General features: G+C 58.0%; 19 protein-coding genes and 1 pseudogene. 10 read left to right on the top strand and 10 right to left on the bottom strand.

What is annotated here, in order from left to right; all coding sequences use genetic code 11:
- Positions 1–360: 360 nt before the first annotated feature.
- Genes AC1DZP_RS33360 through AC1DZP_RS33350 form a run of 3 tightly spaced genes read left to right on the top strand, consistent with a single transcriptional unit; the run spans position 361 to position 2,667 of the window.
- Entirely contained in the window at positions 361–795 is a 435-nt protein-coding gene (locus AC1DZP_RS33360; RefSeq protein ID WP_477308336.1) for a hypothetical protein, read from the top strand.
- Complete coding sequence (locus AC1DZP_RS33355) at positions 761–856, top strand: HGGxSTG domain-containing protein (protein WP_477291710.1); 96 nt, start codon at positions 761–763, stop codon at positions 854–856. The genes AC1DZP_RS33360 and AC1DZP_RS33355 overlap by 35 nt, the downstream gene beginning before the upstream one ends.
- A gap of 50 nt (positions 857–906) precedes the next feature.
- Positions 907–2,667, top strand: coding sequence for an adenylate/guanylate cyclase domain-containing protein (locus AC1DZP_RS33350; protein ID WP_477308335.1), 1,761 nt, complete (start codon positions 907–909; stop codon positions 2,665–2,667).
- A gap of 182 nt (positions 2,668–2,849) precedes the next feature.
- On the opposite strand, the gene AC1DZP_RS33345 is transcribed toward AC1DZP_RS33350, so the two are convergent.
- Positions 2,850–3,173, bottom strand: coding sequence for a hypothetical protein (locus AC1DZP_RS33345; protein WP_477291696.1), 324 nt, complete (start codon positions 3,171–3,173; stop codon positions 2,850–2,852).
- A gap of 794 nt (positions 3,174–3,967) precedes the next feature.
- Between AC1DZP_RS33345 and AC1DZP_RS33340 the strand changes: the two genes are divergently transcribed.
- On the top strand, positions 3,968–6,943 hold the full coding sequence (locus tag AC1DZP_RS33340; RefSeq protein WP_441940255.1) for a Tn3 family transposase: 2,976 nt from the start codon (positions 3,968–3,970) through the stop codon (positions 6,941–6,943).
- 20 nt (positions 6,944–6,963) lie between these two features.
- On the opposite strand, the gene AC1DZP_RS33335 is transcribed toward AC1DZP_RS33340, so the two are convergent.
- From AC1DZP_RS33335 to AC1DZP_RS33320, 4 genes are all read right to left on the bottom strand, one after another.
- Positions 6,964–8,634: a type I restriction endonuclease subunit R gene (locus AC1DZP_RS33335; RefSeq protein WP_477308332.1), complete on the bottom strand. Its 1,671-nt coding sequence runs from the start codon at positions 8,632–8,634 to the stop codon at positions 6,964–6,966.
- A 341-nt stretch (positions 8,635–8,975) separates the two neighbouring features.
- Positions 8,976–9,284: a hypothetical protein gene (locus AC1DZP_RS33330; RefSeq protein WP_477308330.1), complete on the bottom strand. Its 309-nt coding sequence runs from the start codon at positions 9,282–9,284 to the stop codon at positions 8,976–8,978.
- A gap of 598 nt (positions 9,285–9,882) precedes the next feature.
- Positions 9,883–10,482: a sulfotransferase family protein gene (locus tag AC1DZP_RS33325; RefSeq protein ID WP_477308328.1), complete on the bottom strand. Its 600-nt coding sequence runs from the start codon at positions 10,480–10,482 to the stop codon at positions 9,883–9,885.
- 834 nt (positions 10,483–11,316) lie between these two features.
- Complete coding sequence (locus tag AC1DZP_RS33320) at positions 11,317–11,988, bottom strand: FadR/GntR family transcriptional regulator (RefSeq protein ID WP_126070473.1); 672 nt, start codon at positions 11,986–11,988, stop codon at positions 11,317–11,319.
- Positions 11,989–12,160: 172 nt separating this feature from the next.
- On the opposite strand from AC1DZP_RS33320, the gene AC1DZP_RS33315 reads away from it, so the two are divergent.
- The 6 genes from AC1DZP_RS33315 (at position 12,161) to AC1DZP_RS33290 (ending at position 18,941) form a co-directional block, all read left to right on the top strand.
- On the top strand, positions 12,161–12,970 hold the full coding sequence (locus AC1DZP_RS33315; protein WP_477308326.1) for an ABC transporter substrate-binding protein: 810 nt from the start codon (positions 12,161–12,163) through the stop codon (positions 12,968–12,970).
- A gap of 9 nt (positions 12,971–12,979) precedes the next feature.
- Positions 12,980–13,759: an amino acid ABC transporter permease gene (locus AC1DZP_RS33310; protein ID WP_126070471.1), complete on the top strand. Its 780-nt coding sequence runs from the start codon at positions 12,980–12,982 to the stop codon at positions 13,757–13,759.
- Positions 13,756–14,550, top strand: coding sequence for an amino acid ABC transporter ATP-binding protein (locus tag AC1DZP_RS33305; protein ID WP_477308324.1), 795 nt, complete (start codon positions 13,756–13,758; stop codon positions 14,548–14,550). The genes AC1DZP_RS33310 and AC1DZP_RS33305 overlap by 4 nt, the downstream gene beginning before the upstream one ends.
- A gap of 11 nt (positions 14,551–14,561) precedes the next feature.
- On the top strand, positions 14,562–16,070 hold the full coding sequence (locus AC1DZP_RS33300) for an acyl--CoA ligase (RefSeq protein ID WP_477308322.1): 1,509 nt from the start codon (positions 14,562–14,564) through the stop codon (positions 16,068–16,070).
- A gap of 195 nt (positions 16,071–16,265) precedes the next feature.
- Positions 16,266–17,849, top strand: a complete 1,584-nt coding sequence (ggt, locus tag AC1DZP_RS33295; RefSeq protein ID WP_477308320.1) for a gamma-glutamyltransferase — start codon at positions 16,266–16,268, stop codon at positions 17,847–17,849.
- 114 nt (positions 17,850–17,963) lie between these two features.
- Positions 17,964–18,941, top strand: a complete 978-nt coding sequence (locus tag AC1DZP_RS33290; RefSeq protein ID WP_477308318.1) for a 2-dehydropantoate 2-reductase — start codon at positions 17,964–17,966, stop codon at positions 18,939–18,941.
- Positions 18,942–19,057: 116 nt separating this feature from the next.
- Here the strand turns inward: AC1DZP_RS33290 and AC1DZP_RS33285 are convergent, their stop codons facing one another.
- From AC1DZP_RS33285 to AC1DZP_RS33265, 5 genes and pseudogenes are all read right to left on the bottom strand, one after another.
- Positions 19,058–19,423 (bottom strand): hypothetical protein, encoded by a 366-nt coding sequence (locus AC1DZP_RS33285; RefSeq protein WP_477308316.1) that lies wholly within the window; start codon positions 19,421–19,423, stop codon positions 19,058–19,060.
- 86 nt (positions 19,424–19,509) lie between these two features.
- Complete coding sequence (locus AC1DZP_RS33280) at positions 19,510–20,004, bottom strand: VOC family protein (protein WP_477308314.1); 495 nt, start codon at positions 20,002–20,004, stop codon at positions 19,510–19,512.
- Positions 20,005–20,180: 176 nt separating this feature from the next.
- The gene (locus AC1DZP_RS33275; RefSeq protein ID WP_477308312.1) at positions 20,181–21,203 is read right to left on the bottom strand and encodes a histone deacetylase family protein; all 1,023 of its coding nucleotides are present in this window, start codon (positions 21,201–21,203) and stop codon (positions 20,181–20,183) included.
- Positions 21,204–21,222: 19 nt separating this feature from the next.
- On the bottom strand, positions 21,223–23,643 hold the full coding sequence (locus AC1DZP_RS33270) for an aminotransferase class III-fold pyridoxal phosphate-dependent enzyme (protein WP_477308310.1): 2,421 nt from the start codon (positions 23,641–23,643) through the stop codon (positions 21,223–21,225).
- 36 nt (positions 23,644–23,679) lie between these two features.
- Positions 23,680–23,982: pseudogene (locus AC1DZP_RS33265) on the bottom strand (hypothetical protein); the annotation flags it as partial.

Genomic DNA, 23,982 nt, shown 5'->3' with positions numbered 1-23,982 from the left:
GCCAATAGTAGCCGTTCGGACGTACATTTCTGAACGACCGGGACTGGGCCGAAAGGAGAATGGCAGCTTCAGTTTGCCAATCGCGAAGAGCGGACATTGTGGTCCGCATGAGCATCGACCTCGCTAGCGTCACCGCGGAAGTTCGAAGCACCGCTTCTCTACCATACTCAGTCCCTGGCTCTCTCGTAACAAAACAGAAACATACGCTCTGCCGCTTCCGGTATGAGGCTACGTCGCTCTGACCTTTGGGTTTCCGACTTACAGTTGGTGCGGTTTACCCAAGGAACGTCGTACTCCACCCGAAATCGGTTCACCTCCATGCTGGCTTCCCGGCGCATGGCCTGTGAGGACCCGAACGCCATGCAGCTCGCCAAGCGTGGCGAGAGCACGTACGTCCGTGGCTTCTTCGAAGGCGATGACGACGAGCACCTGGTCATGTCGCGCGACTGGTCGGCTATCGAGCTGGCCAYCATCGGTGAGCTCAGCCAGGACCCGACGTTCATCAACGCCTATGCACTTGGCCTTCCGCGACGGGAACCGCCGCTCTTTCGACCAGGTGCAATCGCCGGGTCGCCTCGAACGCCAGGAAATCGAGCAGTTCTCCAAGGCCGCCACCAGCGGTCAGGGGAACCGCGCCGAACGCTGCCGGATGCAGGCCGAGCTCAAGAAGATGATGAGGAAACGCTGATGGGCTTCCCTGCACCTTTCGTCGGCTCCAAGCCAATCGCAGCCCCGCCTGGTCGGGACGACATCCTTCCCGATCGGTTCCTCAACCCCTGTTCAGTCGAACGGTAGGTGCAGAATGCACGGTGGGAAGGCGATCGGCGCGCGCCAAAAGCCTGCTCGACCGTCTTGAGGCAAGTTTCTGGCAGACATTTGCGCCGTGTTGTAGACTGGTTAGGGGTGATGGGAACGAAGAGGTTGGTCGGCGTGGTTGGAACTGCTGCGCAGCGCCGTTTGGCTGCCATCCTAGTGGCCGACGTGGTTGGTTACTCCCGCCTCATGGAGGCGGATGAGCTCGGCACTTTTGATGTGATCAAGGAACGGCGAAGGGAGATCGTGGTGCCGGCCGTTCGAGAGCACGCAGGTCGAATTGTCAAGTTCATGGGCGACGGAATCCTGGCCGAATTTGCTAGCGCAGTAAATGCGGTGAGTTGTGCACTTGACCTTCAGCYCCGCATGGCCAAGGCAAATGAAACGCTAGCAGACGCTAACCGGATCAGATTGCGGATAGGCATTAACCTAGGCGACATCATAGAGGACGAGTCGGATGTCTACGGTGACGGTGTTAACATCGCCGCTCGGCTTGAAACCCTGTCCGAGCCGGGAGGTATTTGCATTTCGGGCCAAATGTACGACGCGATTCAAGGAAAGCTCGAGATTTCAATCGAGGATATTGGGGAAAGCTCCCTCAAGAATATATCCCGAACAATTCGCGCCTATCGCATCAGGCCCAGCGACGCAGAAGGAGTCCAAGAAGCCCAATTTTTAAGGGGCAACGAGCGTACGACAGTGGCGGTATTGCCATTCGCAAATATGTCTGGCGACCCAGCACAAGACTATTTCTCGGATGGAATAACCGAGGACATAATCACGGAGCTTTCCCACTATCAACATCTGTCAGTGATTGCACGTAACACGACAGCTCTGTTTAAGGATCGGTCCATAAACGTGGCTGAGATAGGCCGCAAGCTTCGGGCTGATTTTGTGATCGAGGGAAGCATTCGGCAAGCCGGCAACAGGGTCCGTGCTACAGTTCAACTCATTGACGTTCAAACTGGGACGCATGCGTTCGCAGAAAACTTCGATCGGAAAATTGAAGACATATTTCAAGTTCAAGACGAGATTGTTGATGCTATTCTTGGTCGGCTTTTTTACAATCTAGATGAAGCAGCAAGCAAAGCTCGTCAGCGAAATCCGACGACAAGCACCACCGCCTATAGTTTGTGGTTGCGCGGTAGGCAGGCTTCGAGAAATGGCGATGAGGAGGATGCTATAAGCTGCCTGAATCAGGCGATCAAAGTTGATCCTCAATATGCGAGAGCGTTGGCCATGTTGAGTGGCCTGTATGGCTATAGACGATTCACCGGATCCGCACGTGACACTCATATGAAAATCGCCGAACTATCTCGCGGATACGCTGAAAGAGCTATCGCTGCCGACAAGACAGACGCCTACGTGCTTGAACAGGTAGCAGCTGCGTACCTAATGCTCGGTGATGGAGACAATGCAAGACGATACTCTGATAGTGCAAGTTTACTCAATCCGCGTGACATCTCCACAGCCGCCACACGCGCACTAGTTCTCGCCTTCATAGGCGAACACAATCGCGCACGGGAAATAATTGAACGTGTATATAGGGCTGAGCCACGCGTGCCGCCGGGATGGACCGTTATCTTGGCAGACGTACGGTATCTAATGCGTGACTTTGAAGGAGCCCTTAAGACCTACAAAACAGTTAACGGCGCACCTTTCTATGTAAGATTGCTTCAGTCGATGTGCCTTTCCCAACTGGGGAGGATCGATGAGGCAAAAGCAATTCTAGGCGAGGCACCGACAGGTTTCGATATTCCGGCATTCGCCCGCAATTGTGCAGGCATGTGTGCGCTGGCCGAAGACCGTGAACTGTGGCTCGAGGGGTTTCGCAAAGCCGGCGTGGACGTGTGAGCGTCGTGTTCCGTTCTCAGTTGAAGACGCTTCGATGGTTGCTCTGTACTCAGCCCCCTCACGTCCCCACCCAGATTACAGCAGCACCGACGAAGACGGTCTGGTCGCAATTGACATCGATGTTGGTTGGCCGACCGGGGTTTGAACTCCAGCCAGTGTGAGCTTTGGAAGCAGAGCGTGGCCTAGGCTTTTGGCTTCGCCTTTCTAACCTCCTCAACAGCGATGTTTAACGCCGTTACAAAGGCGTGCCTTAAATCAGCAATCTTGTCTTTCCTTAGCTCAGCGGTCTGTTTTGAAATAGGCGCAAGCTCCCAAATAAGCGCGTTCCCCGCCCCCAGAAGGTGAGCCAGAGCAGCATCCGTGGCCTCCGTCGTTTCCAAAAGATCCCGCGACTTCCCAATGTTCATCTGCAAATGACGCGTGAGCCCTTTTACATTGCCCGCTTCCGCATGGATCGCCTCTCTGCGCAACTTATGCAGGTACTCCACTGCTGCTCCGATTGGCATTTTGTTCCTCCCTTACTGTCGAATCGTCACGGATCATCGTACGCCTCATTCAGAAAGATGGCCGCGCGATATCGTGGACTTGGCGACTTAGGCCGCGGCGTCCCAGCGAGCCGGGGTGAGCGTACGATGACCCAACGGCCCCCGCGCCGCGTGTTTCGTGTCGATGACCATCCGGTCGTGCAGTCCGGTATCCATGTCCGGCACATCGCCACCACAAAGACGTCGTCGGCTCGCGGTATTCTCCAAGCGACGGGTTCGCATCACGTGACCATGCCCACACTTACCTCAGCACCCACCAAACGATTGCAGCACACAGCAAAAACACGAGCGTGGCACACGCGCTCAATACACCTCTTTGTGTTTGCCACCTTGGCGCCTTAGCCGGCACAATACTGAACTGCTGGGCATGCTCAGACCGATCTGCTCGGTGTAAACCTCGATCCACGCATCGACGGTATTTGGGTCGAGCAATCCCTTTTCGACCAAAGACTTTCCAGTTCTGGCGCGGACGGAAGATGGCGGTGCAGCTCGCGGTGTATCGCGCCGATCCGCCCGGAATGATCCTCAGACACTGTAGCCTCCGAGTTGCGACGATCAAATCCAGTGTTCTGGGGTCGGAACAAGAGCAGTGCGAAATCGTACGCTAAGGGCGAACGGATCATGAACTCTGCCGTAGTGCGGCCGTGCAGCATCCGATCCCTGTGGATTGCCATCGCAGGGCACCCAGTTTTGATTTCTTCGCCCGTCCGACTCGACAACGCTCCCGGCAGATTGGTCGTGGAAGGAGTTGGGCGATGGGTAAACGGAGGCTTCTCAAGGTTCAGGATCGACAGAGACTTTTCGATATACCAACCGATGAGGACGGCCTCATCCGACACTATTCGTTGTCGTCGGCTGACAGGCTCGAGATTGGACTTCGCAGACGAGAACACAATCAGCTCGGATTTGCCGTTCAGCTCTGCCTGATGCGATATCCAGGAAGAGTGTTGGCGACCGATGAAACTCCGCCTCGCGCAATGCTAAAGTACGTTGCCGAGCAGATTGGCGCCGACGCTGGAAAGTTTGCGCTCTATGCACGTCGTGAAGAAACGCGTCGCGATCACATTGCTCGGTTGATGGTTTATCTGGCCGCGCGGAGCGCGACGGGACAAGACCGTAGAGCTGCGCTGTTGGCTGCAATTCAGGCGGCCGCGATCTCCGACGACGGTGGCGCGATAGCGAGTGCGATTGTCGCCATGTTTCGTGAACGCGGATCCCTTCTTCCTTCAATCGACACGATCGAACGGATCGGTCTTGCCGCCCGCGCCATTGCCCGTCGGCGGGCGGAGAGAGCGTTGATCGAAGAAATTTCGGTCGATACGCTGCAATCGTTGGATAAGCTGTTGGAGGTTGACCCGGCCATCGGCCAAACGCGCTTTCATTGGCTGCGATCAGCGCCGGATGCGCCAGGTGCGTCAAACCTGGTCGGGCTGACCGAACGGATCGCCTTCCTGCGCAAGCTAGAAATCGATCCGAAATTGCAGATGCGCATCTCGTCTGGACGATGGGATCAGATGATCCGTGAGGGCAACGCCACACCGGCATGGCTGGCCAACGATTTCAATGCCAGCCGTCGACACGCGCTGATCGTGGCGCAAATTATCAAGCTCGGCCAGAAGCTCACGGACGATGCATTGTCGATGTTCATCAAGCTGATAGGCCGGCTGTTCTCGCAAGCCAATAACCGCAAGAAGCAGCGCCACATGGACTGCAGGCCGGATACCGCCAAAGCGCTACGCATGTTCCTGGACACGATCACAGCCCTGCAGTCCGCGAACGATTATGGCGGGAACGCATTGGAGGTTCTAGATCAGGAAGTTGGATGGCACCGGTTGCTTCGGATGAAGCCTGAGCTTGAGTTGATGGTCGAGGACAACGAGGCGTCGCCTTTGACCTTAGCGGCCGAGCAATATGCGACCGTCAACAAGTACGCCGGTGCGTTCTTGGAGGCGTTCACGTTCCGCTCAGCGCGCCGCCACGATCCCCTTCTTGCGGCGATTTCGCTGCTGAAACGGCTCTATGCCGAGAAGCGGCGCACCCTTCCGGATCGCCTCCCGGTCACCCACCTCGGTCAAGCTGATCGACGGCTAATTCTCGGCCAGGAGAAGCCCGATCGCCGTCTGTATGAGATTGCAACGCTCGCGGCTTTGCGAGACCGGCTTAGATCTGCGGACATTTGGGTCGATGGCAGCCGATCCTTCCGACCGATCGACGAGCACCTGATGCCGCGGTCAACGTTCACCATCCTGAAAGATGAAGATCGCCTCGGACTTGGCGTCCAAGAAGACGGCGCGGCGTGGCTTACCGAAGCGCAACAGATGCTCGACTTCAACCTGAAGCGCCTGGCGCATAGAGCACGATCCGGAAAGCTCGACGGTGTTCGTCTCGAAGGTGGAACGCTTATCGTCACGCCAGCAGCTGGCGAAGTTCCCGCAGCAGCGGAGGACCTGAACGCCGAGATCAGCGAGCTGTATCCACTGGTCGAGGTACCGGACCTTTTGAGGGAAGTGCACGAATGGACCGGCTTCGCCGACCATTTCACGCATGTTCGCACGGGTGACACTCCGAGGAATATCTCGGCCATGCTGGCTGGCGTACTGGCCGATGCGACCAACCTCGGTCCGAAACGGATGGCGAGCGCGTCCAAAGGCATCAGCGCTCACCAGATCAGTTGGATGCGCACCTTCCACGCCCGGTCAGAGACCTACCGCGCAGCCCAGGCCTGCGTGACGGACGCACACACCGGCCATCCGCATTCTCGCGTTTGGGGCAATGGCACGACGTCCTCATCTGATGGCCAGTTCTTCCGAGCAAGCGACCGAGCCGCAAAGCGCGGAGATATCAATCTACATTACGGCAGTGAGCCCGGATCGAAGTTCTACAGCCACCTGTCAGATCAGTACGGCTACTTCAGCATCTTGCCCATCAGCCCGACCGAAAGCGAGGCTGCCTATGTGCTCGACGGACTATTCGATCAGGACACAATCCTCGAAATACAGGAGCACTTCACCGACACCGGCGGCGCGAGCGATCACGTCTTTGGGCTCTTCGCTCTGATCGGCAAGCGGTTCGCACCGCGACTGCGCAATCTTAAAGATCGGAAGTTCCACACGTTCGAGAAAGGCGATGCATACCCGGCGCTGTCGAACCACATCGGGGCGCCGATCAACACCACCCTGATCCTCGATCACTGGGACGATCTGCTTCATCTGGCGGCATCGATCACCACCCGTGCCGTTGTGCCCTCGACGATCCTGAAGAAGCTCTCGGCATCGCCAAAAGAAGGTCAGCTCGCCAGGGCGCTGCGGGAACTCGGCCGCATCGAGCGATCGCTTTTCATGATTGAATGGTACTCGAGCCCGACACTGCGCCGGCGCTGCCAAGCCGGCCTCAACAAGGGGGAGGCAGCGCACAAACTCAAACGGGCAGTCTTCTTTCATGAGCGTGGGGAACTCCGCGACCGGTCGTTCGAAAGTCAGGCATTCCGCGCATCGGGCCTCAATCTTGTCGTCAGCGCAATCGTCCACTGGAACACGGTCTATCTCGACCGCGCGGTCACAGAGCTCAAACGAGCGGGAAGGAACATCCCAGATATGCTGTTGAAGCATATCTCGCCGCTGAGTTGGGAGCATATCAACCTGACAGGTATCTACACCTGGGATAGCGAGCAACATCTCCCGGAAGGCTTCAGGTCGCTTCGCCTCCCGGCAGGCCTACGCCGTGCCGCATAACGTTCCTGCTCTGTTCGACCTTAGCGTACGATTTCGCACTGCTCTTGTTCCGACCCCTGGAAGTCGGGATCAGCGGCCTTCCTCTCTGCCTGCATGGTCTTGAACAGCGCGTGATACTCGATGGCGTCATTGATTGACGCCGTAGCGAGCAAGGCGTTGAACCGACGTTGACCGGTGGCCGCGTCGTGCTTGTTCAGGGCTGCATCAATGACCGCTCGCTTCGCCAGCGGTTCGCCGGGCTTGGGCACGGTCTTGCCCTGCGGCTTGAAATAATCGACATGGAACCGGAGGACGTTCCCATCTTCGATGGCGTGCGTGATCGTGTAGGTGTGAAGACGCTGCTGGAAAAGGTCTTCCGTCGTCTTCATGCTCGCCTGGCTATCTTCGATCTTCTGCTGGGCGGAATTCTGGTCGAAGATGGGCGTCCCAGTGAAGCCAAAGAGCTGGGCTCGAGGGAAGAACTCCTTGATGGCCTTGTGGTTTTCGCCGAACTGCGACCGATGGCACTCGTCGAAGATCAGGGCGATACGCTTGTCGCGAAGCGGCTCGAGCTGCTCCTTGAAGCTCTTTTTGCCGCCCTTCTTCTGCTGCTCGTTGCGATTGCTGTTCTCATCAAGCGCGAGGCCGAGTTTCTGGATGGTGCAGACGATGACCTTGTCGGCATAGTCGTCTGAGAGGAGTCGGCGCACGAGGGATGCGGTGTTGGTGTTTTCCTCAACGCAGCCTTCTTGGAACTTATTGAACTCCTCGCGCGTCTGCCGGTCCAAATCTTTGCGGTCTACCACGAACAGGCATTTCTCGATGTCAGGGTTGTCCTTCAACAGGGTTGAAGCCTTGAAGGAGGTTAGCGTCTTGCCGCTGCCGGTGGTGTGCCAAACATAGCCATTCCCGCAGTCTTGAGCGATAGAGTCCACAATCGCCTTCACTGCGTAGACCTGATATGGCCGCATCATCAGAAGCTTTTGCTCGCTTGCGACCAAAACCATGTAGCGACTTATGGTCTGACCAAGGGTACACTTGGCAAGGAAGCTTTCGGCAAAGCTATCGAGATGGACGATTTTCTTGTTGTCTACGTCTGCGAATTCATAGACGGGCAGAAAGCGCTCCTCGGCATTGAAGGCGAAATGTCGGGAGTTGTTATTTGCAAAATAAAAAGTGCGGTCTCGGTTGCTGACAATGAAAATCTGAAGGAAGCAGAGGAGCGTCTTGGCATAGCCGTTGCCCGGGTCGTTCTTGTATTCGACAATCTGCTCCATAGCTCGGCGGGGGCCGATACCGAAGGTTTTCAGCTCGATTTGAACGGCGGGGACGCCATTGATCAGGATTATGACGTCATAGCGATGATGGCTGTTATCTGTATTGATACGTAGCTGATTGACGACTTCGAAGGTGTTCTTGCACCAGTCTTTAATATTGACGAGGGTGTAGTTGAGCGGCGTCCCGTCATCGCGAGTGAAGCTGTTGCGTTCGCGCAGGATGCGAGYGGCTGTGAAGACATCAGGAGTGACGATCTCATCGAGAAGCCGAGAGAACTCCGCGTCTGTAAGGCGAACGCGATTCAGCCCTTCGAACTTCTTCCGGAAGTTCTGCTCCAACGAGGCGCGGTCGCGGATGTCCGGACGATACTCATATTTTAGGTCCTGCAGCTTTGTAACTAGTGACTTCTCGAGGCCGCTTTCTGTTGTGTTCATAGTGAGAATGCCACTCCACCGTCACAAAGGCATACAGGGCCCTTTCGAGGATTCGATACTTGTAGCTGTAGATCGCCAAGAAGGGGAGCCTGCAATCGGCCTGCTATCCCAGGCAGGCTGCAGATGGGATTGGGCGCAGATCGCTCACCATGATCAACAACCGGGCGGTCAAATCACAGCTGACACGGGAGTACTCTGAACTGTATCGCTTGGCTAGGCAGCAACCAGGCCCGTCCGCGTTTAACGGCAGCTACTCCCCCCTTGAGACCCGAAAGCGGTCGGTCCGGAATCGGCCCCAATGCGGCCATTTCGGAACATAAGTGGCGATTGGAAATCAATAATCACTCGACCGCAGCGTTCATGGTTTGTGCCTCGAAAGTCGCATAAAATGGCAGACTGGAATTGGCACACGCGTGACAGCCCAGCTTGGCGTTATCCAATCGCGCTCCACGGCAGCGGATACGCCGATAGCACCCATGATGGATGGGGAAGATATATAAATAAAGCCATTTACGAGTCTCTGTGTGCAAAAAACGCACACGAAAGTTCCGCTTCTCTTCTTTTTTCGTTCCCACGATGAAGCCGCCGACAGCCCTATTTGGACGCTCTTTTGCCGACCCGTGCCCTTTGTTGTCCGATACGGCGTCCAATTTGCCTGGGGTTCCTGGAAGGTTTTCGAACTTTCTGTCTTGCGACTCCCGTTGAGATGCGCGCGCTTCTGAAGGAGGTGGGGCTGTCTGGATCCGCTATGGTGCAACTGGGTTCGAGTCGGTAGAGAGCTACCGCCAATACAGCGCTGCAACCGAGTTCGTCTGCTGACGGGACTTCGCAAGCGAGATCAGCAGAGTCAAATCCTGTCCTCGCAACGACCCCCTGGCCTCGGCGTGATCGCGGCTCGATGCGCTGGGTGAGCCTGTCGCGAGCAACAGGTTCGGGCGGGGTATGTCGATCGCCTAAGCCGCGTCACATAAACTGAACATCGTCCGTTTTGTGTGCCTGTCTACGGATCGTCAAGTTGGCCCAAGGCTGCCGTTCGGCAATGCGCCTCAAGTTGGCCRTTGAACTTATCATGGCCGCCGTCCAGAAGCGGACATCCGAGCGGCTAGCCGCAATGGMACCTTYGCGCCCAACAGCGGCCACCYTCCCCTTGCTGGTGCACYCGCTTCTATTGGTTACAAGCATCSGAGCSGSCGTGGACAGGCTGCTACGCGCGTTACCCGGGCTRCGGSSTCGAACTCGGTGCGGGGCTTATTTGGCGAAGCGGCTTCGRAATTCGGTAGTGGTGTTGCTGTGGGGGAAGGGTTCGGCCRGGATCGGCACGCCGAGAAAGGCGCAYAGGTTCGGCCAGCCKTCGGCCACCTGATAGACCAGCAGGCGCGACGGCGGGAAAGCCGAGATCACTTCGGCGTTGTGGGCTTCGAGCACTTCGATAGCWTGGGTTTCGTCGTCGAGACGACCGCTGAAAATTTTCGTCTCTATGACGGCCCGGCCAAAACTTTGCGGGTCGGAGGTCTGGCCCATGGTGTTGAAGATCGTGGCGCGTGCGCTCCTGTACCAGTCCTCGGGGTTGCGAACGGTGAGGATCAGCTTGGCGTCGGGGAAATACTCTGCGAGTTCGCGCCAGAAATAGGCCGTCGGCCAGTCGACTGCCGACTTGTAGCCGGCATAGACGACGTCCCAAGCCACCGGCTCGCCGCGCCCCGCGGCGCGGATCAGGTCGCGGTGCTCGGGGTTAGAGTTGACGTCCTCCATGTGATGGCACGGCCCGAACCCGAGCATTTCAAGCGCCAGGTTCAGAGTGTGCGTGCCGGTGCGGCCGAACCCTGCCCCGATAACAGATAATGCCATGCAATCCTCCTGTGGCGGGAGCGGATCATAGATTGCAGAGGTTGGGAAGGGAGGATGGTCCTGGCGCTCACCCTGAGAGACCAAATCGGCATATCGAGCGATGCGCCGAACTCGCTCTGCCCGAAGGCTACATAGCGGGCCGGCCGGTTACGGCGTCGATAGCGATCCGAGCCGCAGGAACTAGGCGGCAGTCTTCGTTTCCAACATCATAGCCCCGACAAGGGTCGCTTCGGGGCAATTTCGGCCTCGGGCAGTAGGTGGTCGTATGTCCGCATTCTCGTTGCACAGCCCGGACGCTCCCTATCAGCTCCCGGCCCGGAGGGGGTCGTTGAATGGTCCTACAATTCGGATTCGACCGGTGCTCCTGGAAGCTTTTCGAACTTTCTAGGTCGCGCCTCAGCCCGAATTGCGGTTGCTTATGGATAAAGTGGGATTCGGGTTTTGGATAGCTATGAAGGCATCGACTTCTGGCGCGTGCGCCGGATAGCGCGTGGAGGCGACTAAGAAAGACGAGCAAGCCGAGGTTACCGAAGCTGCGGCCCAACCCTCCGCCCGACCGCCTCCCACGCCAGCTCGACCGGCGCATGCATAGGCTGCGCCAAGGCGCAAGCCGTGAGGGAAGGCTGTGGGATAACTCCTACTGCGGTAGCACCCCAACATGCGCCACCGCTTCGGCAGAGGGGTTATGGAGGGCCAGCAGGGCTAGCAGCGCGAACACTGATCCAACGAAGATAGCTCGGACAGGCTAGCAATATGATCCATTTTCGCAGGCTGCACGTGTTCAGGCGCGAATTTGGAATACGTCTGACTGCAATTGTGAAGCCGAATACTCGCTTACTTGCGGGGATCGAGCAGACTGCGGGCTACGTCTTCTATGTGCGTGCGCATAGCGGTTTCCGCTTGCAGGGCGTCGCGACCGCTGATGGCATCCAGAATGGTCTTGTGCTGCTGCGCATAGTGCTCCCGTCGCTCCGGCGTGAGTACAGCCTGACGCAGCTGGCTCCACGTCCTTTGCCGTCTTATCGCATTAAAGCTATCGAAAATTGAAAGCAGGAGTCGATTGCCCGTGACCAGACACAGTGCCCGGTGGAATTGCCCATCCCAAGACTCCCACGCTGCAGGATCTCCCGAGGCTCTTCCTTTCTGAACTAGTCCGAACATATCGGAAATTTGAAGTTCGCTCGCACGCAGCGCTGCCATTCGGGCGATCTGAGGTTCGATCGCTAGGCGTGCCTCTAGCGCCTCGGCCGGGCTCGTGTTTGCGGTAACGAACGACAGTTGTGTCGGTGCTTTCTCGGGACGCGAACCAGCAAAGGTACCCTGACCGACATGGCGCCAGATCCGTCCTTCCGCCTCGAGCCGATCAAGCGCCACCCGCAACCCCATTCGACTGACGTCAAGCTGCCGCGCCAGATCGCGTTCCGGCGGAAGCCGGCTCTGCGGCTGGAAACGGTTCTCACGCAGCATTTCGTCAAGCTTCTGGTGAGCGTAGTCGGACCTCTTCATACTAGACCATTTCGCATTGGCTTATTTTGATTGGCGAGCGCCCACTGTGTGTTGACAGGGCGCAAGCGTTGGGAAATAGATAATGAAACTCATAACAAGAACACTATCAACAAATAGACCAATAAGCAATGGTCCAAATCGTTGGGCCGATAAACAAGGGGAAGGTTGCCAGATGTCTCGTTTCTCCAAGAGTGCCGGTTGTGCCATCGCGCTCGTCTTCGCGGTTGGTGTTGCTCATGCGGCTGAGGTGGCGCCGCCAGCGGATATCGCCAAGGCGGGCAAGATCACGTATTGCGCCGAATTCGGGAACCCGCCGCTCGGTTTCTACGACGAAAACCAGGTTCTGGGCGGTATGGATGTCGATATCGGCACAGAGATCGGGAAGCGGATGGGGGTAAAGGTCGAGTGGAAGGAGACTGCATTCAGCGCGATCGTTCCGGCTCTCCTGGCGAAACAGTGCGATGCCATTCTGTCGCAGCTTTTCGACAAGCCGGCGCGCCGCGAGGTCGTCGACTTTGTCAACTACATGTATTCGAGCCAGTCGCTCTTAGTGGCGAAGGGCAACCCGAAGAATGTCAAGGGACTTGATGATCTTTCGGGTCTCAAGGCCGCAGTGGACAATGGCACGACGATCCAGAGCCTGCTGGACGAGCAGAACAAGAAATTCAAGGAAGCTGGAAAACCTGAGGTAACGGTCACGGTCTTCCCAAAGGATTCCGATGCTCGCCAGGCGCTGCAAATTGGCCAGGTGGATGCATACGGAACCACTCTCGAAACAGCTGCTTTCTTCCTCCAGAAAGCGGGCCATATTTTCGACATTGGCGGCGAGCCGTTCGCTAAGATCAAGACCGGAATCGCCACCCGCAAAGGTGAGGTCGAGATGCATGATGCCGTTCAGAAGGCCTTCGATTCGATGAGGGTCGACGGTACCTACAAGAAGTTACTCGCGAAGTGGGGGCTCGAAGGGGACGCAATCGAATAGGCGGCCTTCATGAACTTCGAATGGGGCGTTTTCTGGGAGTACCTGTTCTGGCCAAGTTCGGTCTATTTGCACGGTCTCTGGCTGACCTTAAGCATTAGCGTGGTCGCTCAGGGCTTCGGAACCGTTCTGGGGCTGTTCATAGCCTTGGCCCGGATTTCGAAGCATCGCCTTCTGCAAGTGCCCGCGCGAATCTTCGTGTGGGGTTTTCGCGGCACGCCATTGCTGGTGCAGATCGTTTTTATTTACACCGGCTTGGCGGCCGCGAACATTTTTCGCTTCGAGGACATCAATCTCGGCTTCGCGACGCTTCCCGGCAATCTGCAGGCAGGACTTCTTGCATTGACGCTGAATGAAGCAGCCTACATGGCGGAGATCATTCGAGCCGGGATCAATTCCGTCAACCTAGGCCAGACGGAAGCGTCAAAGTCCCTGGGAATGACATATGGCCTCTACATGCGCCGCATCATTCTGCCGCAAGCAGCGCGCGTAGTTGTCCCGCCGCTGGGCAATGAATTCAACAGCATGCTGAAAAACACGACACTGCTGAGCGTGATTGGCGTCCCCGAACTTCTGCTCGCAACGCAGATGGTTACCTCCGTAACCTTTCGTGTTTTTGAGCTGTATATGGTGGTCGCCTGCTACTATCTGACCCTCACCACGCTCTGGGGCTTTGTCCAGCAGCGGCTCGAGTCACGGTTTGGCGATCCTGCCGCGGCAGCTTCCCGCAAACTTGCATCAAAGGGATACCGGCGCCTGTTCGGTTTTGGACAAATTGGAGAACCGCGATGAGCGATGATCCGGTGGCGGAGCCTGCGATTGTCACCGCGCGCGGAGTGGAAAAACGCTTCGGAGACCTTCAGGTTCTCAAGGGAATCGATCTTACCGTCCGCAAGGGAGAGGTGGTCGTCATCGTTGGTGCGTCGGGGTCGGGCAAGACCACGTTCATACGCTGCATTAATCACCTTGAGAAAATTCAGAAGGGTCGGATCGAGGTCAACGGCCATCTGATCGGCTATCGCGAACGCAATGGTCAGCTTGTTGAAGACAGCGAGCGCAACATCGCTCGTCAACGCTGCGAGATTGGAATGGTCTTTCAGCTGTTCAATCTTTTTCCCCACCTGACGGCCCTCGAAAACATTATCGAAGCGCCGATTCACGTGCGCAAGATTCCGCGTGAGGAAGCGCTCCGAACGGGCCGCGCATTGCTCGCCCGCGTTGGCTTGGCCGAAAAAGAGAACACTTACCCCGCGCAACTGTCTGGTGGTCAGCAACAGCGTGTGGCCATTGCCCGTGCGCTGGCCATGCGTCCTGCCCTTATGCTGTTCGACGAGCCGACCAGTGCGCTCGACCCTGAGATGATTGGCGAAGTCCTGGACGTCATGAAGGAACTCGCCCGCGAGGGCATGACCATGATCGTGGTGAGCCACGAGATGGGCTTCGCGCGCGAAGTGGCAAACCGCGTCATCATGATGCACGGCGGCCAGATAATAGAGGATGCGCCTCCGGAGCAATTCTTCACCGCGCCTGCCCATGAACGGACCGCGGCATTTCTATCTCGAGTCATTGGCAAGCGAGATTGAGGGCGGTACGCATGAACACGATCCGCGATATCCTAAGTTCAGCGCCCTCGAGTGCTCGAGCAATTGGGGCTCCCGCGCGCTCGGACGTCACCTCGGGAGAACTGCTGGCTCTTGTCGATCGAACGGTCATATCTCTCAACAATCTTGGCATTGGGAGGGGCGACAAACTAGCCATCGTCCTTGACAACGGCCCCGAGATGGTCGCCGCCTTCCTAGCCTGCGCAACCGCCTGTACGACAGCTCCACTCAATCCAGCCTACCGCGAGGACGAGTTTTTCTTTTACCTGGATGATCTCAAGGCGAAGGCGCTTCTCGTTGCGGCCGGTAGCAAGAGCCCAGCGCTCGCTGCAGCCGCTCGTGTCGGGATACCGATAATTCACCTGCACGCACGAGAAGAGGGTCCGGCTGGTCTCTTCGATATGTCGGGCACACCGTCGGTGGCCACCACGCCTGGACCGGCGGAATCTGAGGATATCGCCCTGGTCCTCCATACTTCGGGTACGACCTCCAAACCCAAGATAGTGCCGCTTAGTCATACGAACCTGCTGACTTCAGCGGCAAATATCGTAGGGACGCTCAAGCTCGGGCCGTCGGACCGTTGCCTCAACATCATGCCACTCTTTCATATTCACGGTCTGGTGGCGGCCGTGCTGGCAAGCCTGTCGGCTGGCGGCAGTGTCTTCTGCACGCCCGGCTTCAATGCGCTGAAGTTCTTCAGCTGGATGAACGAGGCCAAATCGACCTGGTATACGGCCGTGCCGACGATGCACCAGGCGATTCTGGCGCGCAGCAGTGGCAATGCGGAGCTTATTGCCGCCAACCGGTTGCGGTTCATCCGTTCGAGCTCGGCATCATTGCCATCACCCGTCTTCGCCGAAATGGAGCGCGTTTTTGCGTGCCCGGTTATCGAAGCCTACTCGATGACTGAGAACGCTCATCAGATGACGTCCAATCAGTTGCCGCCAGGCCAGCGCAAGCCAGGAAGTGTCGGCGTCGCTGCGGGACCCGAGGTTGCCATCATGGCCGCGGACGGACGATTGCTTGCTCCCGGACAGGAAGGAGAAATCGTCACACGCGGCGCAAACGTCACGCGTGGCTACGAGAACAACCCGAAAGCGAACGCCGAGGCATTTGCTCACGGCTGGTTTCGCACCGGCGATCAGGGTGTGATGGACGATGACGGTTTTCTTCGCCTTACGGGCCGGMTGAAGGAGATCATCAACCGCGGTGGCGAGAAAATCGTCCCACTTGAGGTCGATGAAGTCTTGATGGCCCACCCTGCGGTTCACCAGGCTGTGACCTTCGCCATACCGCATGACAAGCTTGGTGAGGACGTTGCCGCGGCCATTGTGCTGAGGGAGGGAGCCCAGGTAGGCGAGCGTGATATTCGGGAGTTCGCGGCGGGTCGGCTGGCCGACTTCAAAGTGCCACGACTTGTAGTCTTTGTGCCGGAGATCCCGAAGGGCGCCACGGGCAAGATGCAGCGCATTGGCCTCGCGGCAAAACTTGGGCTCGCATAGGATGGTCAACACCGCATCACGCGCCAAGATTGATTCCGCAGCGGTGCTCGCCCGCTTCAGGGAAGCGAAAGCGAGCGCGATCGGACGCGAACCCCGGAGCTGTCGCGACATTTTGCAATCGTAACTGACAAGCAAATGGGTGGCGCGTCTCAAGGCTCGCCGTTTTCATTCTGTCCGTGCCAATAGGAGTACACTGTGCGCGACTTCCAACTACCTGGCCGCTCTCCGGCAATGGCCATGAACGGCATGGCCGCCACCCACAACCCGCATGCGGCGCGAGTTGCCATTGAGGTGCTGCAAAGTGGAGGCGCGGCAATCGATGCAGCAGTTGCCGCAGCCGCGGTGCTTGCAGTCGTGGAACCGCAGCAAACCGGAATCGGCGGCGACTGCTTTGTCATCATGGCCAAGAACGGCACCGATCAGATTGTTGCCTATAACGGCTCCGGGCGAGCCCCGTCCAGACTTCCGGCCAGCGGACTTGCCGTTGGCGAATCTCAGCTTGAAGATTCAAGCCCGCATGCCGTTACCATCCCGGGCGCTATTGATGCGTGGACCCGGCTCGTGGCGGATCATGGACGCAAGGAGATCGGCGAGCTTCTTGCCCCCGCAATCGCTTTTGCGCGGAATGGATTTCCGGTTCACCCTCGAGTGGCGCAAGATTGGGCTGTGGATGAAGCGCGGTTGCGGCGCGACCCCAATGCAACCCGCGTTTTCCTTCCGCGTGGCCGGGCCGCTCGGGCCGGTGAGATCTTTCGCAACCCCGGTCTGGCTGACGCGCTTAGCCTGATCGCCGCCAAAGGGAGAGATGGTTTCTACAAGGGACCTGTGGCTGAGGATATCGTGAGCTACCTTCGCAGCCTCGGTGGCTATCACACTCTTGATGATTTCGAGATCGCCGCAGGCGAATATGTCGAGCCCGTGCGTACAAACTACCGTGGTATGGAGGTCTGCCAGATCCCGCCCAACAACCAGGGCATCACCGCGCTCCTCATGCTCAACATCCTCGAGGGTTTTGATCTCGCCGCGCTCGAACCTTTGGGGGCTGAGCGCCTGCATCTTGAAATCGAAGCCGGCAGGCTGGCCTACAGGGATCGTGATGCATTCGTCTGCGACACCCGCCATGCGGCTTTTCCGGTGAATGAAATCCTCTCCAAGGACTATGCCGCACGCCTTCGCAATGAAATCCGTCGCGACCGTGTGGCAGACCATCTGCCGCCGCCGCTCATGCGCAAATCGGATACTGTTTACCTTACGGTCGTCGATCGCGATCGCAACTGCGTCAGCTTCATCAATTCGGTCTATTGGGGCTTTGGCTCAACGCGGGTCTCGCCGACCTATGGCATCACGCTTCAAAATCGCGGCATGGGTTTTTCGCTCGATCCTGCTCACCCCAATGTGATAGGACCGGGCAAGCGCCCCCTCCACACGATCATGCCCGGGCTCGCCTTGAAGGATGGTCGGCCATTCCTTTGCTATGGGGTCATGGGGGGCGACTATCAACCTTTCGGACATACGCACGTATTGACCGGTATCGTGGACTTCGGGCTCGATCCGCAGGAGGCAATCGACCAGCCCCGCGTCTTCTATTCGCTGCGCGACACTCAGGTCGAGCGTGGCGTTCCGATCGATACGGTCGAGGGGCTCAGAAAGCTTGGCCATCGGCTCGTCGAGGCAACCGAGCCGCTTGGCGGCGGACAAATGATCAAGATCGACTGGTCGGAAGGGGTGCTTATCGGAGGTTCGGATGCTCGCATGGACGGCTGCGCCCTTGGCTACTAGGTCCCCGACCCACCATCCGCCATCGGCTCCTTTACTGCCGTCAGTTGGAGCCTCGTCGCGCGTGGTGGATCGGGTGCGGGTGTACTGGTCGACAATGCAACAGGCGATTGGCTGATGCGGATCTGCGTGTTTGGCGCGGGAGCGATCGGCGGTCTCGTCGGTGCCAGGCTTGCTGCACGAGGCGACGCCGAGGTGAGTCTCGTTGCCAGAGGTGCCCACCTTGCCGTTATTCGCGAAACGGGTTTGACGCTTAAGTCGGAGGATAGCGAGACCACCGTCACCGTGCGCGCGACAGACCAGGCCGCCGATCTCGGCCCCCAGGATTATGTCTTCCTGGCGCTCAAGGCTCATTCGCTTCCCGGCACTATTGAAAACCTGAAGCCGCTCCTGGGCCCTGAAACGGCGGTGGTCACGGCGCAGAATGGCGTGCCCTGGTGGTACTTTTATAAGCATGGCGCCGTGCACGAAGGCCGCCGTATCGAGGCCGTCGATCCGAAGGGGGTGCTGTGGGAGGCGATCGGACCTCAGCGCGTGATCGGCTGTGTCGTGCATCCGGCCGCCGAAATCGAGTCTCCCGGCGTCATTCGACACATCGAAGGCGATCGTCTACCGATCGGCGAGCCTTCAGGCGAGAGGACCGAGCGCACCGCCAATCTGGGCGCTCTCCTCGCGTCGGCTGGATTCAGGGCGCCAATCCGCACGCAAATCCGCAATGAGATCTGGGTGAAGCTGTGGGGCAATCTCTCGTTCAACCCAGTTTCCGCTCTGACCGGAGCAAAGCTCGATGAAATCTGCGCCGATCCAGGCACGCGGGCGGTCATTCTGGCAATGATGGTCGAAGCTCAGACGATCGGCGAGGCGCTGGGGGCAAATTTCGGGGTCGATGTCGATCGACGGATTGCCGGCGCGGCCGCGGTCGGCACGCACAAGACATCAATGCTGCAGGATCTCGAACTTGGCCGGCCGATGGAGATCGATGCTCTGGTGTCGGCGGTCCAGGAGCTAGGCCGTCTCACCGGCCATGCGACCCCGACGATCGATATCGTCGAGGCGCTCATTCGGCAACGTGCCAAACTCGCCGGCTGTCTTTGACGACCACGCCCTTCACGATTTGATCGGGGATCATTGTTGCTGCCGCCGCCCGGATCACTGTCCGGGATGAAAGCCCGATCGGCGCGCAAGCGCAACGCACGAAGCGTTGCTCTCTTCTAATTGAAGTCTATGTTGCAGCCCCACGTATTAATCAAGTTTATCCAAATTTCTAATTTGAGTGTACTCCCGAATTGTGCGCCCCAATTGCTCACGATGAGATCACATAGAGATTGAAACTTTGGCTGTAAATCATGGTCGCTGGTTGAAATCTTTATTACGACATCTGGAACTGCGGAAGCCTGCACTGCCAAGGAATTAAATGCTATTGCTGTACAATGACTTAACTCGATGATGATATCGTGATCAGGAACGTTGAGAATCCTTTTTGTGGCCTGGTAAAGGATGTCCATCATCGGGGCGCTGTGGTCGGCCAAGCGTTGCTGTGTTTCAGTGGATTTAGGCAAAATTTCAATGTACGCCATTTGACTATATGCCCTCTTAATTTCGTGCTTTGTTCGCGATTGTTAAATATAAGAATTAACCCAGTGATGTAGTCGGCTAATATGCGTTATTTATCTCTGATTTTTACTTCCATCAGCTCTATGGGAAATCCAATGGACGGCTCCATGTCCATCTTTACCTCTCTAGAGAATTCAGATGAAAGCGTGTCAGTCACCTTCCACCCCAGCTTTGATAGTCGGTCCAATTCTGCGTCCATATTAGGGGTGAGGAAGCCAACTTCACTCAAGTGCCCAATTGGTGCACCGCACCCGGTATCGTATCCTAGCCGTTGTTTTTCGAGCGGCTCCATTAGTTCAAGATAGAAATCGTCGTTCACCCACGCACCGCTGACAAAAGCCTCTCCCTTGAATAAATTTCCTTCAACGCGAGCAAAACCTCCTTTGCCGATACCAAAAGACTCAGATAGCAACCTTTCCGTGCGACCGATATCTTCAACCCGAATGCAGACGTGGTTCATGATGAGCCTCTGTTCCTGATCGCATTTTTTAACCAGGCGCATCATTCGGCCCTCAAAGCCTTCTTCCCTGTTTTGATTTTCCATAGCTAATTCCTCCGATGGTTTCGCCAAACAAAAGGACGAGATATTGACAAGATCAGTCGTCAAGCGCGGGCAACCAATTAGTCGTGGCTGTCGACGCAAGCGGCAACTCGCTCCTTGAGATCAATCCCGTCCCTTAGGCCGGGTCGGTCAAAACATCCGGCGAGGCACAGACGCATCTAACCTCCCGGCGCGACAACATTGAGGACGCAGCGACCAATCGCATCGAGGCAATATCCCCCTTCGAGCACAAACATGTGGGGGCGGCCCAAGGATGCAACGGCTTCGCCAATCCGGTTGAAATCATCCAACTCCAGGGCCAGACGCCCTGCGGGATCGTTGGCATAGGTATCCACGCCAAGCGCCACCACCATGTAGTCCGGAGAATAGTCGTGCAGCCTCTCGAGCGCGGTCGTCAAACCTTCGCTATAGCCTGACCAGCCGGTGCCCGGTTGGAGTGGCAGGTTCAAGTTGAAGCCTTCGCCAGCCTCGGCTCCGATCTCGTCGGCGTACCCGGAGAAATAGGGATAATCCACCGCGGGATCGGCGTGGAGAGAGATGGTAAGGACATCGGACCTGGTCCAGAAGATGTCTTGGGCACCGTTGCCATGATGAGCGTCAATGTCCAGGATCGCGACCCGAGCGCCATCATTAGTCAGTTTCTGTGCGGCCAGCGCGGTATGGTTGGTATAGCTCGTTCCTCCACCCATGTCCCGACAGGCATGATGCCCCGGAGGACGAGCCAGCACCAGGCCCGTCGATCCAGCGACGCGAAGGTCCCTGGCAGCCTGAAGTGAAGCTCCTGCTGCGCCCAAGGTTGCATGCCACATCGCCGGCGTGATCGTGCTCACGCCGTCGAACATGTAGTAGGCGATCTTGCCTTCTATCGCGCTTGGGCATCGCGGCGGCCGGTTGCGGTGCGGCCAGACGAAGCCGACGCCGTCGAGTTCGGTTCCGAATGAGCTCGACCATTCATCCCAGGCCGTGACCAGGAAATCCAGGTAGTCTGCGGAATGAATAGTGCGCAAATCTTCCTTCGATGCGGGTGCGCAGTCCAAGACATCAGTATAGCCAGCCTGCCGTAAGACTTCCAGAACAACGCTGGTGCGCTCCGCCACGTCGAGCGTCGGGATGAATCTCCCAGGGGTGAGCTCGACTTTCGATTGATGCTCCAGATGAGCATCGCATTTGTAAATTTTCATCTGCTGATCTCCGGTTGGCTCAGGCGCTATTTGCGATCCGAAGATCGGGCGGCACCTCTGTCAGCGCGGTGTGAAGGGCTTCGAAGCACCGGTCGGCGTCGGCGGTGCTGAAGGCCAATGGCGGCCTTATCTTGATGATGTTTCCCAAGGGGCCTGTCGAGGCAACCAGGACACCAAGGCTCTTCATCCGTTCACGCACCCAGCGGGCTGCGAGTTTCGCGGGAGCGCGCGAGGTCCGGTCGACAACAAGCTCGACGCCGTAGAAAAGACCGCGCCCATGGATGTGGCCGACAAGCTCGTGCGTGCCGATCAAGCCGTCGAGAGATGCCTTGAGATGCGCGCCGACACGCTCGGCGTTGCCTTGCAGGTTCTCGCCCTGCAGCACGTCCAAGGTGGCGTTGGCGACAACCGTCGAGACCGTGTTGCCGCCGAAGGTGTTGAAATAGCCAGTGCGACGCTGAAACTCCAGGGCGATTTCGCGACGCGTCACGAGCGCGGCGATGGGGTGCCCGTTGCCCATCGGCTTTCCCATGGTGACCATGTCGGGACGAGCATCGAATGCCTCGAAGCCCCACATGTGCGTGCCCGATCGTCCGAAGCCCATTTGAACTTCGTCGGCGATGCACAACGCCCCAGCGCGGGTTGCTTTCTCGAAGGCAAGGCGCACGTAGTCGCGCGGCGGGACGAGGGCGCCGTTGCCGTCGAAGATCGAGTCAATCAGCAGCGCCGCAGCGCCTGGTCCCCTTGCTCCAAGGCGGACCGCTGCTTCGGTCACGTGATCGGAGTATCGTTCCCCCAAATCGGCCTTGGCGCCTCGATGAATGCCCCGGTAGACATTCGGGGGCGGCACCGCCTCGACCCAGCTCGGCTTGTCCTTGATGTCGTATTCCAGCAGCGAAAGCGGCGCGACCACCGATGTGTTGCCATGATAGCTGTTCTCTGTGATGATCACGCCTTCGTTGCCGGTAACCGACCGGGCAATGCGAACCGCCAGGTCGTTGGCTTCCGAGCCGGTACAAACAAAGATCCAGGTATCCAGGCCTTCGGGGAGGGTGGCCGTCAGCCGCTCTCCCAGCCGCAGGATTTCGCTGTGAAGATAGCGGGAGTTGGTGTTGAGCGTGGCCGCCTGCTGGGCGAGCGCCTGCACCACATACGGATGGCAATGCCCCACATTGGCGACGTTGTTGTAGCAATCCAGGTACTCCGTCCCGGAGGCGTCGAAGAGTTTTGTGCCGCGACCGCGCACGAGTTCCAGCGGCTCGTTGTAAAACGTGTAGGCCTCGCCCAAAACGGATCGCCTGCGGGACATCAGGGCTCGGACATTGGTCGCAGTCTGTTCCACCACAGGCAATGAGTTCGGCGTGGGCACCACGGAGGGTGTCATCGAGGCGACGAACGCGTCGTCGTCGATGTTGGCGAGCCGTGATACGGCAGCCGAATACAGGGTTTGCAGTTCGTCAAGGTGCTGGTCGTGCCGGCCGTTGACTGCAGCCTGGTAGCGAACGAGCCCGACCTGCAGGATCAGCCGCGCAAGCACAAGAGTCTTGAGCACCGCCAGATCGCCGGCCTCCAGTGGCATATATCTCTGATAGCCGCGAACAATTGCTGATGCAGCAGCCACGGGCTCCGGGCTCCAATGGATGAAAGACGCCACAGCAACGGCGAGGTCCTGCGCGACCGTCCCGTAGACCATGTCGCCAAAGTCGATAACGCCCACGACTTCGAGCAAAGGCTCGGCCCGGACCAGAACGTTGCTCTCGTGGAAATCATTGTAGATGACCTGGGATCGGAGGCGCGGGAGCGCCGAAAGAGTGGATCCGGCGAAGTGCTCCAATGCCCGATCGACGTCTTGGCGGATTTCTTCTGCGATATAGTCCCGCAGCCAATCACCAAGGACCAGGCCGTTTGCCAGGTCCCACGGCATCGGCCGAAGGGCGGCGCGATGATTGAACCCCTGGAGGGCGCGTGCCAGACGGCCCTGCGCAGCACCGAGGGTCAGAAGGTCGTCGGTGGACAGATTGAAGCCCCGCTGGCTCAACAGATCCATGACAGTCTCGCCGGCGACGAACGAGAGGACCCGCAAAGCGTGCTTTCTTCCCTCTCCAGCCGAAATGCTGGAAAGCAGGTCGCCTGCAACGGTCCTGCGCACTCGCGGGACCTGGAGCGCCGGGTCTACCTGTTCGATATGTTCAAGCGCTTTCGCCTGAAAGATGAGACTTTCCTCATCCTCTTCGAGAGATGCGATCTTGACGACAAACCTCTCGCCGGCGGCAGTGACAAGACGATAGTTCTGCTCTCTTTCCCCGCCCAGTTGACGCCATTCGCCTGCCAGCCCGTAGTGCACGAGCACATGGTCTGCGACCGGCTTCAGGTCCAGCTGCGGCGCCTTAATGCTGCGCAGGAGCGCGCGCACTTCAGTCTCGTTGATCGTCGTTTGCATGGTCGAACTAACACCCCGATTTCGACGCCCGGCCGGCTACGCCGTCATGGCGGACGTGAGGGCGTCGCCCAGATCCTGGCGTCTCATGAACCCTACCGTTCTACCCGTGGAATTGCCGAAGGCGATCACGCTGGCCCCGCTCTGGAAGGTTTCCGCGACTTTTCGGAGTGTAACCTGAGCCTCGAGTTGCACGTCGAAAGCGCCCGGCTCTCCAAGCTGCATGAAATTTTCCGCTGTCAATATTCGACTGCGTTCCGCGCTCGCGGTGAATGCCCTCACATAGGAATCCGCAGGATTCAGGATCAGTTCCGCCGCGCTGCCGGTCTGGACCAGTTGGCC

Source organism: Mesorhizobium sp. P2_F8 (genome assembly GCF_056403655.1).
Note: the sequence above shows the minus strand (reverse complement) of the source record. Positions and strands in the feature narration are given on the sequence as shown.